At 72.1% G+C, this 14,002-nt stretch carries 15 protein-coding genes and 1 pseudogene; 8 read left to right on the top strand and 8 right to left on the bottom strand.

Translation table 11 applies throughout. The features are described 5' to 3' along the window. Positions 1 to 61: 61 nt before the first annotated feature. The 3 genes and pseudogenes from AC6I72_RS34030 to AC6I72_RS34020 form a co-directional block, all read right to left on the bottom strand. On the bottom strand, positions 62 to 658 hold the full coding sequence (locus tag AC6I72_RS34030; protein ID WP_498005313.1) for a dihydrofolate reductase family protein: 597 nt from the start codon (positions 656 to 658) through the stop codon (positions 62 to 64). A gap of 218 nt (positions 659 to 876) precedes the next feature. Then, a pseudogene (locus tag AC6I72_RS34025) lies at positions 877 to 1,233 on the bottom strand (response regulator transcription factor); the annotation flags it as partial. Between the two features lie 55 nt (positions 1,234 to 1,288). Further along, positions 1,289 to 2,200: an SDR family oxidoreductase gene (locus AC6I72_RS34020; RefSeq protein ID WP_498005312.1), complete on the bottom strand. Its 912-nt coding sequence runs from the start codon at positions 2,198 to 2,200 to the stop codon at positions 1,289 to 1,291. Between the two features lie 121 nt (positions 2,201 to 2,321). Here AC6I72_RS34020 and AC6I72_RS34015 point away from each other — a divergent pair, with 121 nt between their 5' ends. Beyond that, a complete protein-coding gene (locus AC6I72_RS34015; RefSeq protein ID WP_498005311.1) occupies positions 2,322 to 2,912 on the top strand; it encodes a TetR family transcriptional regulator in 591 nt (196 codons plus the stop codon). Between the two features lie 196 nt (positions 2,913 to 3,108). Here AC6I72_RS34015 and AC6I72_RS34010 read toward each other — a convergent pair whose 3' ends face one another. Next, entirely contained in the window at positions 3,109 to 3,750 is a 642-nt protein-coding gene (locus tag AC6I72_RS34010) for an MBL fold metallo-hydrolase (RefSeq protein WP_498005310.1), read from the bottom strand. A gap of 109 nt (positions 3,751 to 3,859) precedes the next feature. On the opposite strand from AC6I72_RS34010, the gene AC6I72_RS34005 reads away from it, so the two are divergent. Both AC6I72_RS34005 and AC6I72_RS34000 read left to right on the top strand, forming a co-directional pair. Beyond that, positions 3,860 to 4,285 (top strand): MarR family winged helix-turn-helix transcriptional regulator, encoded by a 426-nt coding sequence (locus AC6I72_RS34005; protein WP_498005309.1) that lies wholly within the window; start codon positions 3,860 to 3,862, stop codon positions 4,283 to 4,285. Positions 4,286 to 4,380: 95 nt separating this feature from the next. Then, positions 4,381 to 5,118, top strand: a complete 738-nt coding sequence (locus AC6I72_RS34000; RefSeq protein ID WP_498005308.1) for a phosphotransferase family protein — start codon at positions 4,381 to 4,383, stop codon at positions 5,116 to 5,118. A gap of 250 nt (positions 5,119 to 5,368) precedes the next feature. Here AC6I72_RS34000 and AC6I72_RS33995 read toward each other — a convergent pair whose 3' ends face one another. Further along, positions 5,369 to 6,319 carry a LysR family transcriptional regulator gene (locus AC6I72_RS33995; RefSeq protein WP_498005307.1) on the bottom strand — a complete coding sequence of 317 codons (951 nt, stop codon included), beginning with the start codon at positions 6,317 to 6,319 and terminating at the stop codon, positions 5,369 to 5,371. Positions 6,320 to 6,366: 47 nt separating this feature from the next. On the opposite strand from AC6I72_RS33995, the gene AC6I72_RS33990 reads away from it, so the two are divergent. The 3 genes from AC6I72_RS33990 (at position 6,367) to AC6I72_RS33980 (ending at position 8,461) form a co-directional block, all read left to right on the top strand. After that, positions 6,367 to 7,176 carry an SDR family oxidoreductase gene (locus AC6I72_RS33990; protein WP_498005306.1) on the top strand — a complete coding sequence of 270 codons (810 nt, stop codon included), beginning with the start codon at positions 6,367 to 6,369 and terminating at the stop codon, positions 7,174 to 7,176. 337 nt (positions 7,177 to 7,513) lie between these two features. Next, positions 7,514 to 8,122 (top strand): ester cyclase, encoded by a 609-nt coding sequence (locus tag AC6I72_RS33985; RefSeq protein WP_498005305.1) that lies wholly within the window; start codon positions 7,514 to 7,516, stop codon positions 8,120 to 8,122. 108 nt (positions 8,123 to 8,230) lie between these two features. Next, complete coding sequence (locus AC6I72_RS33980; RefSeq protein ID WP_498005304.1) at positions 8,231 to 8,461, top strand: hypothetical protein; 231 nt, start codon at positions 8,231 to 8,233, stop codon at positions 8,459 to 8,461. An 81-nt stretch (positions 8,462 to 8,542) separates the two neighbouring features. Here AC6I72_RS33980 and ligA read toward each other — a convergent pair whose 3' ends face one another. Further along, the gene (ligA, locus tag AC6I72_RS33975; protein ID WP_498006432.1) at positions 8,543 to 10,651 is read right to left on the bottom strand and encodes an NAD-dependent DNA ligase LigA; all 2,109 of its coding nucleotides are present in this window, start codon (positions 10,649 to 10,651) and stop codon (positions 8,543 to 8,545) included. Positions 10,652 to 11,039: 388 nt separating this feature from the next. Here ligA and AC6I72_RS33970 point away from each other — a divergent pair, with 388 nt between their 5' ends. Continuing rightward, a complete protein-coding gene (locus AC6I72_RS33970; protein WP_027758556.1) occupies positions 11,040 to 11,210 on the top strand; it encodes a hypothetical protein in 171 nt (56 codons plus the stop codon). Positions 11,211 to 11,502: 292 nt separating this feature from the next. Next, complete coding sequence (locus tag AC6I72_RS33965; protein ID WP_498005303.1) at positions 11,503 to 12,000, top strand: DUF2231 domain-containing protein; 498 nt, start codon at positions 11,503 to 11,505, stop codon at positions 11,998 to 12,000. Positions 12,001 to 12,101: 101 nt separating this feature from the next. Here AC6I72_RS33965 and AC6I72_RS33960 read toward each other — a convergent pair whose 3' ends face one another. Continuing rightward, positions 12,102 to 12,443, bottom strand: a complete 342-nt coding sequence (locus AC6I72_RS33960; RefSeq protein WP_498005302.1) for an ATP-binding protein — start codon at positions 12,441 to 12,443, stop codon at positions 12,102 to 12,104. A gap of 531 nt (positions 12,444 to 12,974) precedes the next feature. Continuing rightward, the gene (locus AC6I72_RS33955) at positions 12,975 to 13,841 is read right to left on the bottom strand and encodes an RNA polymerase sigma factor SigF (RefSeq protein ID WP_498005301.1); all 867 of its coding nucleotides are present in this window, start codon (positions 13,839 to 13,841) and stop codon (positions 12,975 to 12,977) included. Between the last annotated feature and the right edge of the window lie 161 nt (positions 13,842 to 14,002).

Below are 14,002 nucleotides of genomic sequence, written 5' to 3'. Positions count from 1 at the left end.
GCGGACGGGGACCGGCTCTGTCACACCGACCTCGGTCACGGGCTGTCCCCGCCCGCGGCCTTCAGCCGTCCGCGCGCGTATAGGTGAGGAACACCGCGCCGCTCTTGAGGACGGTGTGGTCGGCGAGTGTCCAGGTGCGCGGGTCGAAGGCGGCCTTGCGGGAGAACAGCGGGATCCCGTCCCCGATGGTCACCGGACCGACCTTGAGGACGAGCGTGTCGATCTCGGTGTACAGGGAGCCCGCCAGCTCGGCGCCGCCCAGGAGCCAGATGTCCTTGCCGTCCTGCCGCTTGAGATCGCGCACAGTCGCAACCGGGTCGTCGGCGACCAACTCGACGGCGGGGTCCGGGCTCTCGGTCAGGGTCCGGGAGAACACCAGGTGCCGCAGGTGGGGATAGGCGTCGGTGAGGCCGGCCGCGAGACCGATCTCGTAGCTGCGCCGCCCCTCCAGCACGGTGTCGAAGTGCGTGCCCTCCGCCGTGACGGACAGTGCCTGACGGGCCTGGACGGGCAGCGTCTCCGGGTACTCGGCCACGAGGTGCTGTATGTAGTCCGCCGGGACGGGCCAGAAGCCGTCGGGCCCGCTGGGGTCCCCGCCGTCCGGGCCCGCGATGAAGCCGTCGAGAGTGGTGGCGATGTAGTGGACGAGTCTGCGCATGACGGTCCCCTTCCGTTGGTCACGCTGTCGCGCCACGGCCCGGCACCGCCGGCCGGTGTGCCGAGGCGCGAGGCTGCTGAGCGATCATGGCATCCGTCCGGCCGACGTGAGCACCGTGCCGTCGGATCCGCGCATCCGCCCCCTGCCGAGGGAGCCCCCGCCAGGGTGCCCGCCTGCCAGCGCCTCGTCGGGCGGAGCCGCGGCGACGGGCCCCCGGCTCACCTCAGCCGGCCTGAACGCCGTCCCGTCGGGGGTCGGTCGAGTCCCGCGTCGCGCGTGAGGAGCGCGGCCTGGACGCGGTGGGTGACGCCGAGGGCGGCCAGGATGCGGCTGAGGCGGGTCTTGACGGTGCTGTCGCGCATGTTCAGCCGGGCGGCGATGCCGGCGTTGGTGTCACCCGGGGCGATCAGCGCGAGGACGTCTCGTTCGCGGGGGGTGAGTGTGCCGACGGCGTCGCGGGCGGCGGTCGCCCGCGGCTGGTTGGTGGCGTGGTAGCGGTCGTTGAGACGTCGGGCCGCGCTGGGGTGGAGCATGGCCGAGCCCGCAGCGACGAGGTGGACGGCGCGCAGGATCTCGACGGCGGTGATCAGCGTGAAGAGCGCGCGGGCGAAGGGCCGCGCGGTCGCGGGATCAGGACGCCGGCCGGGTCAGGTAGTCGCCGTGCTCCAGGTCTTCGAGGAGGGCCGGGTGGGTGGGCGACCAGCCGAGCAGTTCCCGCGTGTTCGCACTGGAGGCAGGTCCGTCGAAGCCGTAGGCCGTGGCCATGAACGGGCTCACGAAGTGGGTGGCGGCCTCCTCGGGGGTCAGGGAGACCGTGGGCAGGTCCAGGCCCCGGGCGATCGTCTCCGCGATGCTCTTCAGGGTGACCCCGCTCTCGGCCACTCCGTGCAGCACGCTGCCCGCGGGTGCCTTCTCCACCGCCAGGCGGAACAGGGCCGCCGCGTCGAGCCGGTGCACCGCGGGCCACCGGTTGGTGCCGTCGCCGATGTAGGCCGAGACGCCGGTCTTGCGCGCGGTGGCGACGAGCATGGGGATGAAACCGTGGTCCTCGGGACCGTGGACGGTGGGAGCGAGGCGGACGACGCTCGCGCGCACCCCCCGCGTGGCGAAGCCCAGACAGGCCCGCTCACCCACGATGCGGAAGGCGGCGATCCCGGTCGTGTCCGGTTCGTCCAGCTCCGTCGCCACACGGCCGGCGGGCATGACCAGGGTGCCGGAGGTGACGACGAGCGGCTTGCCCGAGTCCTCCAACGGCCGGCCCAGCGTCTCGATGGCGGTCCGGTCGCGCCGCATCATGTCGTCGAGGTCGGAGAAGTCGCCGCCGTAGGCCATGTGCAGGACGCCGTCGGCGGCCTCCGCGCCTCGGCGCAGACTGCCGAGGTCGTCCAGGGACCCGCGGTGCGGCGTGGCTCCCAGTGACTCCAGCCGGGCCGCGGCGGCGTCCGAGCGGGCCAGTGCGGTGACCGTGTGGCCGGCCGCGACGAGTTCGGTGACGACGGCGGGGCCGGTCTGACCGGAACCCCCGGTGACGAACACATGCATGGAACGGTCTCCTCTTAATGTCAGTGACTGGCACTACGTAGCGCCAGTCACTGACGTTAAGTAGCGTCAGTAACTGGCGTCAAGTAGCGCCAGTGACTGACACACGGGTATCGTGGGGGCCGTGCCACGGAGCGGAGCAGAAGCGCGACGCCGCCTTCAGCAGGCAGCCCTGGAGCTGTACCGGGAACGCGGTTTCGACCAGACCACCACAGCGGAGATCGCCGCCCGGGCCGGCGTCAACGAACGCACGTTCTTCCGCCACTTCCCGGACAAGCGCGAGGTCCTCTTCGACGGCGAAGCCGACCTGCGCGCCGCGCTGACGCGAGCGGTGGCCGAGGCGCCCGAGGATCTTCAGCCGCTCGGGGCACTGCTCCACGCCTTCCGGAAAGCCGGGCGGATCCTCGAGGAGAACCGCCCGTTCTCCGAACCTCGACTGGCGATCATCGCGGTGACACCGGCACTGCGCGAACGCGACCTGGCCAAGGCCGCGTCGCTCACCGAAGCCGTGGCGGAGGCGCTGCGGGGGCGCGGCGTCCCCGACCGGCTGGCCGGCCTGGCCGCTCAGGCCGGGTGGGCCGCCTTTCACCACGCGGCCCAGGCCTGGATCGACGACCCTTCCCGGAGCCTGGACGCGCACCTCCGCCAGGCCTTCGACGATCTGCGCGCCCTCTCCGCGACCGCCTCAGCGACACGGGCGAAGCCCAGGAGTTGACCTCCCCCCGCCGGCGGTCACAGGCCGTCTCACGTGCCGGGCGGCACACATCCTGAACGGGCGGAAGCGGGGCGTTCCCTGCGCGGACACCGCGGCCCGTCGCCGGAACGGTGCGGCACGGCGCACGGCGTACGCCGGCGGGCTGCTCGCCGGAGCCGGGTGCCGCACGGTACGCCGCGCGCTGTGCGCCGGAGCCTCAGCCGATCTCGACGCAGGCGCCCGCGGTCAGGCGGTGGTAGGCGGCCCCGGTGCCGGGGCCGTTGTCGCCCAGGAAGCCGGCGATCATCGCGGTGCCGACGTCGTTGAGCGCGCCGTCGTGGACGGCGTAGGTCTGCTGCGGGGCCACCGCGCGCACGTAGTCGATGAGTTGCCCGGTGGTGGACCAGGGGCCATGCACCGGCAGCAGGAGGGTCTCCACGGGGGTGCCCGGGAGCGTGAGCGCGTCCCCCGGGTGGAACAGGGCGTCGTCGACGAGGAAGCCGATGTTTCCGATGCGCGGGATGTCGGGGTGCAGGGGTGCGTGCCACGTCCCGTGGACCTTCACGTCGAAGCCGGCCGCGGTGAACGCATCTCCCTCCCCGACGGCGGTGACCTGGGCGCCGAGACCGTCCAGCAGCCCGGCGACGGAGGTGTTGGTCCAGATCTTCAGGGCCGGGTTGTTCTGGGCGGCCTTGCGGAGCACTTCTTCGGAGAAGTGGTCGAAGTGTTCGTGCGTGACCAGGACCGCGTCGGCGCCGTCCACTCCCTGCGGTTCGGTCAGACCGCCAGGGTCGACGACCAGGCGGCGGCCGTCCTTCTCGATGCGCACACAGGCGTGGCCGAACTTGGTGAGGTGCATGGTGATGTCCCGGTTCCTTCCAGCGGAAAGTGTGTACAACCAATGTGTACAACCAGTTTGTACAACTAAGTTATACACCTAGGTTACATACCTCTGTTAGGGTGAGGGCATGAACGACGACGCCCTGTCCGAAGACCTGCGGCAGGTGATCGGTGAGCTGGTGCGCGCCGTGCGGGCCGCGGACACGATGCCCCCCGGCGAAGCCGCCGTCCTCGGCCATCTCGACCGCGGCGGCCCGCAGACCACGGCCGACCTCGCCCACCTGCGCGGCGTGACCCACCAGGCAGTCGCGAAATCCGTGAAGGAACTCGCCGGCGACGGACTCGTCCACGCGAAGCCCCACCCCACTGACGGCCGCAAGCTCCTGCTGCACATCACCGACGCCGGCCGCGCTCGCCTGGAGCGGGAACGCGCGCAGCGCGCCGACTGGCTCGACACCGCCGTCCGCGACGCGCTCAGTCCCGACGAGCAGCGGCAACTCCGGCAGTGCGTCCCCCTGTTGGCCCGCCTGGTCACCCGCATCACCGGACAGTGACCCGCCTCCGGACCCCCGTACGCCGGCCCGGTCAGTCACACAGTCCCAGCGATATTCCCGGCGGCGTCGGCGGTCGTCCGGGGATACTGGCCGCCATGGATGAGGTCGAGGTCGTCGTCGCCCATTCCGAGCGCGCGACCCTGCGCGTCGGCGACGTGTTCCTGAAGGTGGACGCCGATCAGGCGCGCATCGACGTCGAGGCCGAGGCGATGGCCCTGGCGCCGGTCCCGACACCGGAGGTCCGGTGGCGCAAGCCGTCCGTGCTGGCCGTCGCGGCGGTCCCCGGGAAGGCGCTCGGCCGCCTCGGCGAACCGTCCACCGCGCCGCCGGCGGCATGGGCGGCGGCGGGTGCCGCCATCCGGAAGCTGCACGACGCGCCGTTGCCGCCCTGGACCGGCCGGGGCCTCGACGAGTTGGCGGCGGATCTCGACGCCGAGTGCGAGTGGCTCATGGCGAACGACGTCCTGCCCGCCGGTCTGGTCACCCGCAACCGCAGGATCGCCGAGGCCGCGCTCCGGCCGTGGACTCCCGTCTTCACACACGGCGATCTGCAGATCTCGCACGTGTTCGTCGACGGCGACGAGGTCACCGGCATCATCGACTGGTCCGAAGCGGCCCCGGGTGATGCGCTGTTCGACCTCGCCACGTTGACGCTCGGACACGAGGAGCACCTCGGCGACGTCGTCGCCGGCTATGGCACCGATGTCGACCTCGACGTGATCCGGGCTTGGTGGTCGCTGCGGAGCCTGCTGGCGGTTCGCTGGCTGGCCGAGCACGGCTTCGACCCGTCCGCGCCGGGCTGTGAGGTCGACGTGCTGAGATCGGCGTGCTGAGACTTACGCGCTGACATCCCGGCTGTGAGGGTGTGCGGGCCGCACGGCTACGAGTGCGTCGGGACGCAACGAGCAGGCCGCCTCCCGCCTCCCGCCTCTCACCTCCTCAAGAACGTCACCGCCCGGCGTCGACGTCGCCGTGAGGCGGGCGGCACATGTGTGTGGACGCGCGTATGCGCATGCGGGTGCGCCGGTTCCCAGGCGGCGGGCGACCACCAGTCGACGCCGGCTCAGCCCAGCCCGCCCGGGTTCATCCGGCGGACCGCGCGGGGGTGTCTGTCCGGGGGAGCGGGGCGGTGGGCGGGAATCCGGCCGGGTTGACACGGGCCTGGTCGGCGAGGAGTTCGGTGAAGGCGACGGTGAGGGGGTCGGGGCGGGTGCGGGTGTAGGCGGTGAGGGTGCGGCGGATCGGGGGATCGGGGCGGAGCAGTGCGCCGTCGAAGTGGGGCGGGACGACGTTGGCGGGCACCAGGGCCGGACCGAGTCCGGCGGCGGCGAGCAGGGGCGCCGCGGGAGTCTGCTCCGTGCGGATCGCCGCGCGGGGGCGGAAGCCCGCCTGGGCACAGGCATGGTCGAGCAGGTCGGCGAGGCCGTTGTCGGGGGCGTAGTGAACCCAGGCGCGGTCGGCGAGGTCGATGAGGGCGACCGTGCCGGCGGGGCGTTCGGCCAGCGGGTCGTCGGCGGGCAGGACGATCGCGAACTCCTCGACGCCCAGTTCGCGGATCGGTCCGTCCCAGGCGGTGGGCGCGGGACCGACGGCGAGATCGGCGTGGCCGGAGTCCATGGCGGCCTGGAGCCGGTCGGCGTGCGGGTACTCGCGCAGCCGGATCCGTACGCCGGGGTGGCGGCGGCGCCAGGCGCGCAGGACGGGCGGCAGGATGCCGAGACTGACCGAATAGATGGCGGCGACCTCCAGCTCGCCCTCCTCCAGGCCCGCCGCCCGCCGCGCCACCGTGTGCAGGCGCTCTGCCTCGGCCAGCGCGGCGCGGGCGTGCGGCAGGACCGCCCGGCCCATCGGGGTCAGCCGCACCGACCGTGGCAGGCGTTCCAGCAGCGGGCCACCGACCGTTCTCTCCAGGGCCCGCACCTGGTGGGAGAGCGCGGGCTGGGTGACGTGCAACTGCTCGGCCGCCCGTGTGAAGGAGCCGGTGTCGACCACGGTGACCAGGTATTCGAGCTGCCGGAGCGTCGGAACTGCCATGAGCAGAATTTATCACTGGAGTAGAAAGCAAGCCTTGGACTCATGGCATGAGACTGCGGGAGGCTCCTGGTGCGGCCACCGAGGAAGAGCACAGCGGGCGGCCGTTCCCCGACGACTCGAAGGAGAACCTCATGTTCGATGGCACGCCTCTCAAGGAGCAGCGGCTTGTCGTGGTGGGCGCGGGCTCGCGCACCGGGCGCGCTCTCGCCCGGGCCGCCTCCGCGGCCGGCGCCGCACTCGTGCTGGCCGGTCCGGATCCGCGCAAGCTGGAATGGACGGCGGGCGAGCTGTCCGGGCCGTCCGAAGTGCTCGCCCTGGACCTCGCCGACGAGCGGTCGATCGCCGACTTCGCCGGGCGTGTGGGCGGGTTCGACCACTTGGTCTCCACCGCCGCGATGCCGGCGAACGGCCCGCTGAAGGACCTCGAAGCGGCCGATGTGCAGCGGGCGTTCTCGGCCAAGGTGATCGGGCCACTGCTGCTGGCCAAACACCTGGCCGGGCAGGTGGCCGCGAGCGGTTCGTTCACCTTCTTCTCGGGACTGGCCGCCTGGCGGCCGGCTCCCGAGCGCACCGTGATGGCCACCACCAACGGCGCGCTGGCCTTCCTGGTGCGGGCGCTGGCGGTGGAGATCGCCCCGGTCCGGGTGAACGCGGTCTCCCCGGGCATCGTCGACAGCGGTTCCTGGGACGGTCTGGGGGCGGACAAGGAGGCGTTTCTGCGCGGCGTGGCCGAGCGCAACCCGGCCGGGCGGGTGGGGAGCCCGGAGGATCTGGTCAAGGCCGTGTTCTACGCCATCGACAACCCTTACGTCACCGGCACCGTGTTGCATGTCGACGGCGGCGGCCGCCTCGCCTGACCGGCGCCCCGCACGCCCCGTCCCCGACTCGGCCGACGCTCGGCCCGCGTAGGACACCGCTGACGGAAGCGGCGGCTGGGCGGCAGTGTCTTCCGGTCACCCGAGTGTCCTCGTCGGCACCGCGGGCAGGGGGTGCGGCCAGGGTCCGTGACCTCGCCGCCGCGCCTCCCGGGCCAGGTCACCGGCGCCGGACACGGCGTCCAGACGGCGCTCCGCGCGCCGGACGCGCCCCTCATTCCATCACTTCCCCCGACCGGTCCCAGAGGACCGGCCGGCCCCTGGTCACGCCCGACCGAATCCGTCCAGCGTGACCGGCTGATCAAAAGGAGCACTCCTCATGCGTTCGCACACCCTCTTCCGGATCGCCGCCCTCGCCGCCGCGGCCGCCTGCCTGGCTGGTGGCACCGCTGCCGCCGGCTACGCCCACGCCGAGGACCACCACCCGGCCTCGCACGCCTGGCCCCAGCGCCTGATCGACCGCTCGCCGGATCTGGTCCGGCCCCGGGCGATCACCGTCGACCGCTCGATCGGCGCGAAGCGAGCGGCCCAGGAGGTCCACCTGGCCCAGCAGTTGTACACCTTCTGGAACACCGGGCGGCAGACGTACCTGGATGCCGCCGTCAGCCCCCGGTTCAAGGACAACACCCTGCCCGCCGGCCGGCCGCAGGGTCCCGGCGGGCCGGTCTTCGCCTCGAAGAACTTCCGCACCGCGGTGCCGGACCTGACCTGCGAGCTGTCCGACCTGCTGGTCACCGGTGACAAGATCACCGCGCGGCTGGTCTTCCGCGGGCACTTCACCGGCACCTTCAACGGTGTCCAGGGCAAGGGCCAGAGCGTCGACTTCGCCGCCCTCGACATCCAGCACGTCGGCACCGACAAGATCATCGAGGACTGGCACATCGAGGACAACGAGACCCTGCTGGCCCAACTGGGCGTCAACGGCTGACGGTTCGCCTCCATCGCGCCCTTCCCGGACGGGGCAGGTGTACTCGCGCGGTGTCCAGCACCACCTTTCCTCGCCGGTCTTCCGGAGGTCGACGCCGGGCGCATCGGCATGTTCGGCATCAGCATGAGCGGTGACTGGGGTCTGCGCGCCGCCGCCGGCGACCCGCGCCTGGCCGCGCTCGCCACGTTCGAGGGTCTCACCGGCGACTTCGACATGATCTTCAACCGAGCGCAGCCGAGCTTCAACCACCGCGCGCAGTGCCCCGAGTCACGTGGCCGGGGCACCCACGGGTGGATCACGGTCAGGGAGACGCCGGCCGATGACGCACCTCGGCGGTGAGGGGCACGCAGCACGCGGAAGCCTTGCTGTCGCCGTACATCCCGACGGTGGAAGATCCCTTCCCGGTGAGGCGCCGCCGGGTCATGCGGCAGGCTGGTTCAGGTAGCCGGCGATCATGGTCGCGAATTCGTCCGGGGTGGCCAGGCTGACACCGAGCTGCTCGGCCTTCGTCCGCTTGGCGCCCGCGCCGTCTCCGGCGACGACGAGGGCGGTCTTCCTGGAGACACTGGAGGACGAGCGGCCGCCGGCCTGTTCGATCAGCTCGTTCATCTGGTTGCGGCTGAGCTTTTCCAGGGGGCCGGTCATCGCGCCGGTGACGACCACCGTCATGCCGGCCAGCGGGCCGCCCGCACGCTCGGTGACCTCGTCCTGGCCGCGGGTCTCGTCGGCGGACGAGGAGGGCGGGGTGGCGCCCGGCTCGGTCATGTTCACCCCGGCGGCGGCGAGTCTGTCGATGAGAGGGTCGAGTTCGGCGAGTTCGGCGACGATCGAGGGGGCCTTCTCGGTGCCGATGCCCTCGACCTGCCGCATCGACTCCGCGTCCGCCGCGCGGATCTCGTCCATGGTGGCGAAGTGCCGGGCGATACGGCGGGACATGGAGCGGCCGGTGCCGCGGACCCCGAGCGCGCACAGCACACGCGACAGCGGCCGGCCCTTGGCGGCGGCGATGGCGGCGAGGAGGTTGTCGGTGCTGGTCGCACCCATCCGCTCCAGGCCCATCAGCTGCTCGCGGGTCAGGGTGAACAGGCCGGCGAGATCGGTGACGAGACCGGCGTCGACGAGCTGGACGACACGGGTGTGGCCGAGGCCCTCGATGTCGAGCTGGTCGCGGCCGGCCGCGTAGGACAGGGCGGCCACCAAGTGGCAGTTGCGCCCGTTCTCACAGCGCCAGCGCTGCTCACTGGTGTCGATGCCGGACCCGCAGCGCGGGCACGTCTCGGGGAAGGCGATGGGCTGTTCACCGCCGGTGCGCAGGTGGGCGACGGGGGCCTCGACGCGGGGGATGACGTCGCCGGCCCGGTGGACCATGACGTGGTCGCCCAGGCGAAGGTCGCGCCGGGTGATGTCGGCCGGGTTGTGGAGGGTGGCGTAGGTGATGGTGGCGCCGTCGATCTCGACCGGTTCCAGGACGGCGCGCGGGGCGATGATGCCGGTGCGGCCGACGTTCCACTCCACGTCGACCAGCCGGGTGATCTTCTCGACGGCCGGCAGCTTGTAGGCGATCGCCCAGCGTGGGGCGCGCGAGCCCGACCCCGCCGCCTGCTGGTCGGCGGCCAGATCGGCCTTGACGACGATCCCGTCGATCCCGAAGGGCAGCTCGGCCCGCAGGGCGGCGATCTCCTGCACGCGGGCCAGCACCTGCTCGACGGTCCCGGCGGTGATACCGGCCACCGGGGTGCCGGCGGTGGTGTGGATGCCGTACGCGGCGGCCTGGGCCATGAGGTCGCTGTGCGCCGCTTCTCCCAGCCGCGCGGCGAGCGGTGCACCGGTGCCGGGCAGGGGCAGCAGGCCGTAGCCGAAGAACGTCATCGGCACGGTGTAGGCGCGCTCCCTGGCCCGCAGGGTGCCGGCCGCGGCGCCCCGTGGGTTGGCGAACGGCTGCCCGCCGTGCGCGGTGCGCACGTCGTTGGCGTGCTCGAACTGGGCGGTGGTCATCAGGACTTCGCCCCGTACCTCCACGGTGACCGGCTCGGCGAGTTCGTCCGGCAGGCCCTCGATGGTGCCGATCGCGTGCGAGACGTCCTCCCCGGCCGTCCCGTCGCCGCGTGTGATCAGCTGTCTCAGGCGACCGCCTGTGTAACGGGCGGCGACCGCGAGCCCGTCGAGCTTCGGCTCCACGCTGAACCGCTCGGCCTCGTGGCCGATGCGCCGGGCCAGGGAGGCGGTCCAGGCGGTGAACTCCTGCGGCGAGAACACGTTGTCCAGGCTCAGCATCGCCACCGTGTGCGGGACGTCGCCCTCCACGGCACCGCCGGCGACCTTCCCCGTCGGAGAGTCGGGCAGCACCTGATCAGGATGCCCGGCCTCCCACGCGGCGATGCCTCGCACCAACCGGTCGTAGGAGTCGTCGTCCAAGGCCGACGTCCCGCCCGCGTAGTAGGCCGCCGACGCCTTCACCGCGTCCTCGACCGCCTGCGCGTAGGCGGCGCCATCCCTGATCACAGCTTCAGGTGTCGTCATGCCCGCCATCCTGCCCGCCACCACTGACATCGCCCGGTTCAGCGGGAGGGGCCCTCCGCGCACACGTGAGGGCAGCGGCGCACGCGGCAGCCTCCGCCGACGGACGTGCGCGGCGGCCACCGCCGGGAAGCCCGGGCCCTGGACCGCAGCGGGCCGTCGACACGGAGTCCCGCGACGGGTGAGCCGCGGTCCGGGCGGCGGGGCGAGATCCGTCTCAAGGAGTTGCCGCCCCTATTCCCCGGCCGTGAGCGTTCGCCGGGGAAAGGAAATACGGAACATCGGCTTCCCCCTGTTGCGGAAACGGACTCATGCCCCAGCTTTTCTCTCATAAACAGAGGAGTTTTCGAGGAATGCCCGCCGGTATGCAGGGCATTCGATGGCCAGGAGGTTGATAACTATGGTTCCCCTTTTGCTTGTCCTGCTTCTCGCGCTCATCCTTTTCGGCGCCGGCTTCGCCCTCAAGATTCTGTGGTGGGTGGCGCTGATCGTCCTGGTGGTGTGGCTGCTCGGTTTCGTCATGCGCTCCACCAACGCCGGGGGTGGCCGCGGTCGCTGGTACCGATGGTGACCTGACACCGCACATACTCCCCGCAGGGCCCGGCCGAATCGGTCGGGCCCTACAGGCCTGTCCGGGAAACGGACTGGACGGCCGCGGCCCATGCGCCCCTGACGGGACACCGGGGTAGGCGCGTTGGCGCCGGGGCGGGACGGACACGCCGCCGCCGGCTGACCTGCCGAGGGGTACCAGGTCCACCGGTCCGCGGGCACACGAGCGGGTCAGAAGAGACTGAGAGGTTGCTGTGCGACTCTGGCGCGTCCCGTAGACCGATCCCGTTGCCCACCAGCCGGAGGAACCGTCCATGAGCCTCATCAACGGCCTGCCCGCACACGTCCTGCTCGTGCATGTCGTCGTGGTGTTCGTACCGCTGACCGCGCTGGCACTCGTACTCTGCGCCGTCCGGCCCGCGGTGGCGCGGCGCCTGGGGGTCGCCCTGCCGCTCTTCGCCCTGGTCACGCTCGTGAGCGTTCCCCTCACCACGGGGGCGGGGGAGTGGCTGGAGAAGCACGTCGGCAGCAACGCGCTGGTGCGCCGGCACGCCGAACTCGGCGACGGCCTGCTTCCCTGGGCCGCCGGCCTGTTCGTCCTGGCGGTCGTCGTCTGGTGGGCGGCCCGCCAAACCGCCGCCTCCGGACCGTCGGGCACCTCGCGCTGGACCACCGCACCGGTGCGGACCGCGGCCGCGGTGCTGGCACTCGTCGTGGCCGTGGGAGCTGTCGTGGACGTCTACCGCATCGGTGACTCGGGGGCCAGGGCCGCCTGGCAGGACGCCTTCTCGAGGACGACGTCGGGCGGGTGAGCCGGGCCGGACGGCACGACGGGCAGGCCGCCGACGGCCGGCACGCTCCTGCCGTCCGTTCACACCGTGGTCGTGTCCGCCCGTACGGTCCTGCCGTCCGTTCACACCGTCGTCGTGTCCGGGCGCGGGCGCGTGGCCGGCGTGTCCGCGGCGTCGCCGGGGCCCAGCGGAATGTGTGCGACGACCGTCTTGCCGCCCCGCTCGCTCCGTACGGTGAGAACGCTCGCCACGGCCCGGACGATCTCGAGGCCGTGCCGGCCGACCCGGTGGGGATCCGGATCCTGTGCCGTCGGGAAGACCGGGGCGCTGTCCCCCACCTCCACACGGACCGTTCCCGCGGCCAGGCACAGGCGCAGCACGACGGGCCCGTGCGCGTACTTGCAGGCGTTGGTGACCAGTTCGCTGACCACCAGCTGGACCAGGCCCACGACACGTTCCGGCACCGGCGAGCGGTGGCCGGCGGCCCCGCCCCGGGAAAAGCGGGAAAAGAAGGCGGCGGCGCAGGCGCGTGCTTCGGCGATGCAGGCGCCCTCACCGGACAGGGTGACCGTCGTCCGCGCCCCTTCCGTTTCCTCTGCTCCTCCCGCTTCCTGCGCTGCTCCGTCTTCTCCCGCCGCACCCGCCCTCACTGCTGCCCGCGCTTGTGCCGCGGTGCGTACTTCTCCCGCTGCCCGCGCTTCTCCCGCGGTGCGTACTTCTCCCGCTGCTCCCGGTTCTTCCCAGTCCGCCCCGCCGTCGCGGCGGCTGCCCACCGGCCAGTCGCTCCGCCCCTTCACGTCGACCCCCGTCCCTGCGCACAGTTCACCCGGCTCGGTGATGTGACACGCTGCCAAGCATGCACCCTCCGCCGGTGTGACCGGGGGGCGTTGTCCCCACTGTGTGCGATCCGCTCCGTCTTCTTCGGGGGTGGCGCCGGGCACGGCGTATGCCCGCCACGGCAGCGACGGGCATACGACAGGTGCGGACGGTGCGGGTCAGCCGACGGCGAGCATGCCCGCGCGGAGCCGGGCCAGGCAGCGCGAGAGCAGTCTGGAGACGTGCATCTGGGAGACCCCGAGGCGTTCCCCGATCTGCGCCTGGGTCAGTTCCTCCACGAACCGCATGTGAAGCAGCCGCCGGTCCCGCTCGTCGAGTCGGGCGATCAGGGGGGCGAGGGCGTGGAAGTCCTCCACCAGTTCCAGGGCGGTGTCCTCGGTGCCGATGAAGTCCTGCAGTGCGGACTCGTCGTCCTCGCTGCCGCTGAGACCGGCGTCCAGGGAGGAGGAGTTGTAGCCGTTGGCGGCCAGGCGCGCCTCACGGACCTCGTCCTCGGACAGACTCATCAGCTCCGCCAGTTCCCGCACCGTGGGGGTGCGGCCCAGGCGGCTGTGCAACTCCTCGGTGGCGCGGGCGAGCTGGACGCGGGCCTCCTGCAGTCGCCGCGGGACGTGCACGGCCCACGTGGTGTCGCGGAAGAACCGCTTGATCTCGCCGACGATGTAGGGGATGGCGAAGGACGTGAACTCCGCCTCCCGGGACAGCTCGAACCGGTCGATCGCCTTGATCAGGCCGATCATGCCGACCTGGACGATGTCCTCCATCTCCTCCGGACCCCGGCTGCGGAAGCGCCCCGCGGCGTACCGCACCAGGGACATGTTCATCTCGATCAGCGTGTTGCGGGCGTACTGGTATTCGTGCGTGCCCTCTTCCCGCACCGCCAACTGCTCGAAGAACAGCCGGGACAACTCCCGCGCGTCCTTGGGTGCCACCCGCGAGGGATCGGCGATGTCCGGCAGCCCGGCCGCCCGGCCGTCCACCGCGTCCGTCCGCGAGTGTGCCGCCGCCGCGCGCGTTGCGCTCATGGGCCCCATGATGTCGATGCCCCTCCCGTGATCGGTCCGGCCGCTCCCGCGGTCCGGACGGCCGATGCCGTGGCACTCGTACCCCCGGACCGTGCGCCTACTCCCACCGGATCCGGCACGCGGGGCACCACCGCGATGCGGAGCGGTCGTGAACCGCCTGC

It is taken from the genome of Streptomyces sp. Xyl84 (assembly GCF_059731885.1).
Note: the sequence above shows the minus strand (reverse complement) of the source record. Positions and strands in the feature narration are given on the sequence as shown.

Excerpts from the sequence above, each read along its gene's own strand:
- AC6I72_RS34030 (WP_498005313.1), bottom strand. The coding sequence starts at position 658 with ATGCGCAGACTCGTCCACTACATCGCCACCACTCTCGACGGCTTCATC.
- AC6I72_RS34020 (WP_498005312.1), bottom strand. The coding sequence starts at position 2,200 with ATGCATGTGTTCGTCACCGGGGGTTCCGGTCAGACCGGCCCCGCCGTC.
- AC6I72_RS34010 (WP_498005310.1), bottom strand. The coding sequence starts at position 3,750 with ATGCACCTCACCAAGTTCGGCCACGCCTGTGTGCGCATCGAGAAGGAC.
- AC6I72_RS34005 (WP_498005309.1), top strand. The coding sequence starts at position 3,860 with ATGAACGACGACGCCCTGTCCGAAGACCTGCGGCAGGTGATCGGTGAG.
- AC6I72_RS34000 (WP_498005308.1), top strand. The coding sequence starts at position 4,381 with ATGGATGAGGTCGAGGTCGTCGTCGCCCATTCCGAGCGCGCGACCCTG.
- AC6I72_RS33995 (WP_498005307.1), bottom strand. The coding sequence starts at position 6,319 with ATGGCAGTTCCGACGCTCCGGCAGCTCGAATACCTGGTCACCGTGGTC.
- AC6I72_RS33990 (WP_498005306.1), top strand. The coding sequence starts at position 6,367 with ATGAGACTGCGGGAGGCTCCTGGTGCGGCCACCGAGGAAGAGCACAGC.
- AC6I72_RS33985 (WP_498005305.1), top strand. The coding sequence starts at position 7,514 with ATGCGTTCGCACACCCTCTTCCGGATCGCCGCCCTCGCCGCCGCGGCC.
- AC6I72_RS33980 (WP_498005304.1), top strand. The coding sequence starts at position 8,231 with ATGTTCGGCATCAGCATGAGCGGTGACTGGGGTCTGCGCGCCGCCGCC.
- ligA (WP_498006432.1), bottom strand. The coding sequence starts at position 10,651 with ATGGCGGGCATGACGACACCTGAAGCTGTGATCAGGGATGGCGCCGCC.
- AC6I72_RS33970 (WP_027758556.1), top strand. The coding sequence starts at position 11,040 with ATGGTTCCCCTTTTGCTTGTCCTGCTTCTCGCGCTCATCCTTTTCGGC.
- AC6I72_RS33965 (WP_498005303.1), top strand. The coding sequence starts at position 11,503 with ATGAGCCTCATCAACGGCCTGCCCGCACACGTCCTGCTCGTGCATGTC.
- AC6I72_RS33955 (WP_498005301.1), bottom strand. The coding sequence starts at position 13,841 with ATGAGCGCAACGCGCGCGGCGGCGGCACACTCGCGGACGGACGCGGTG.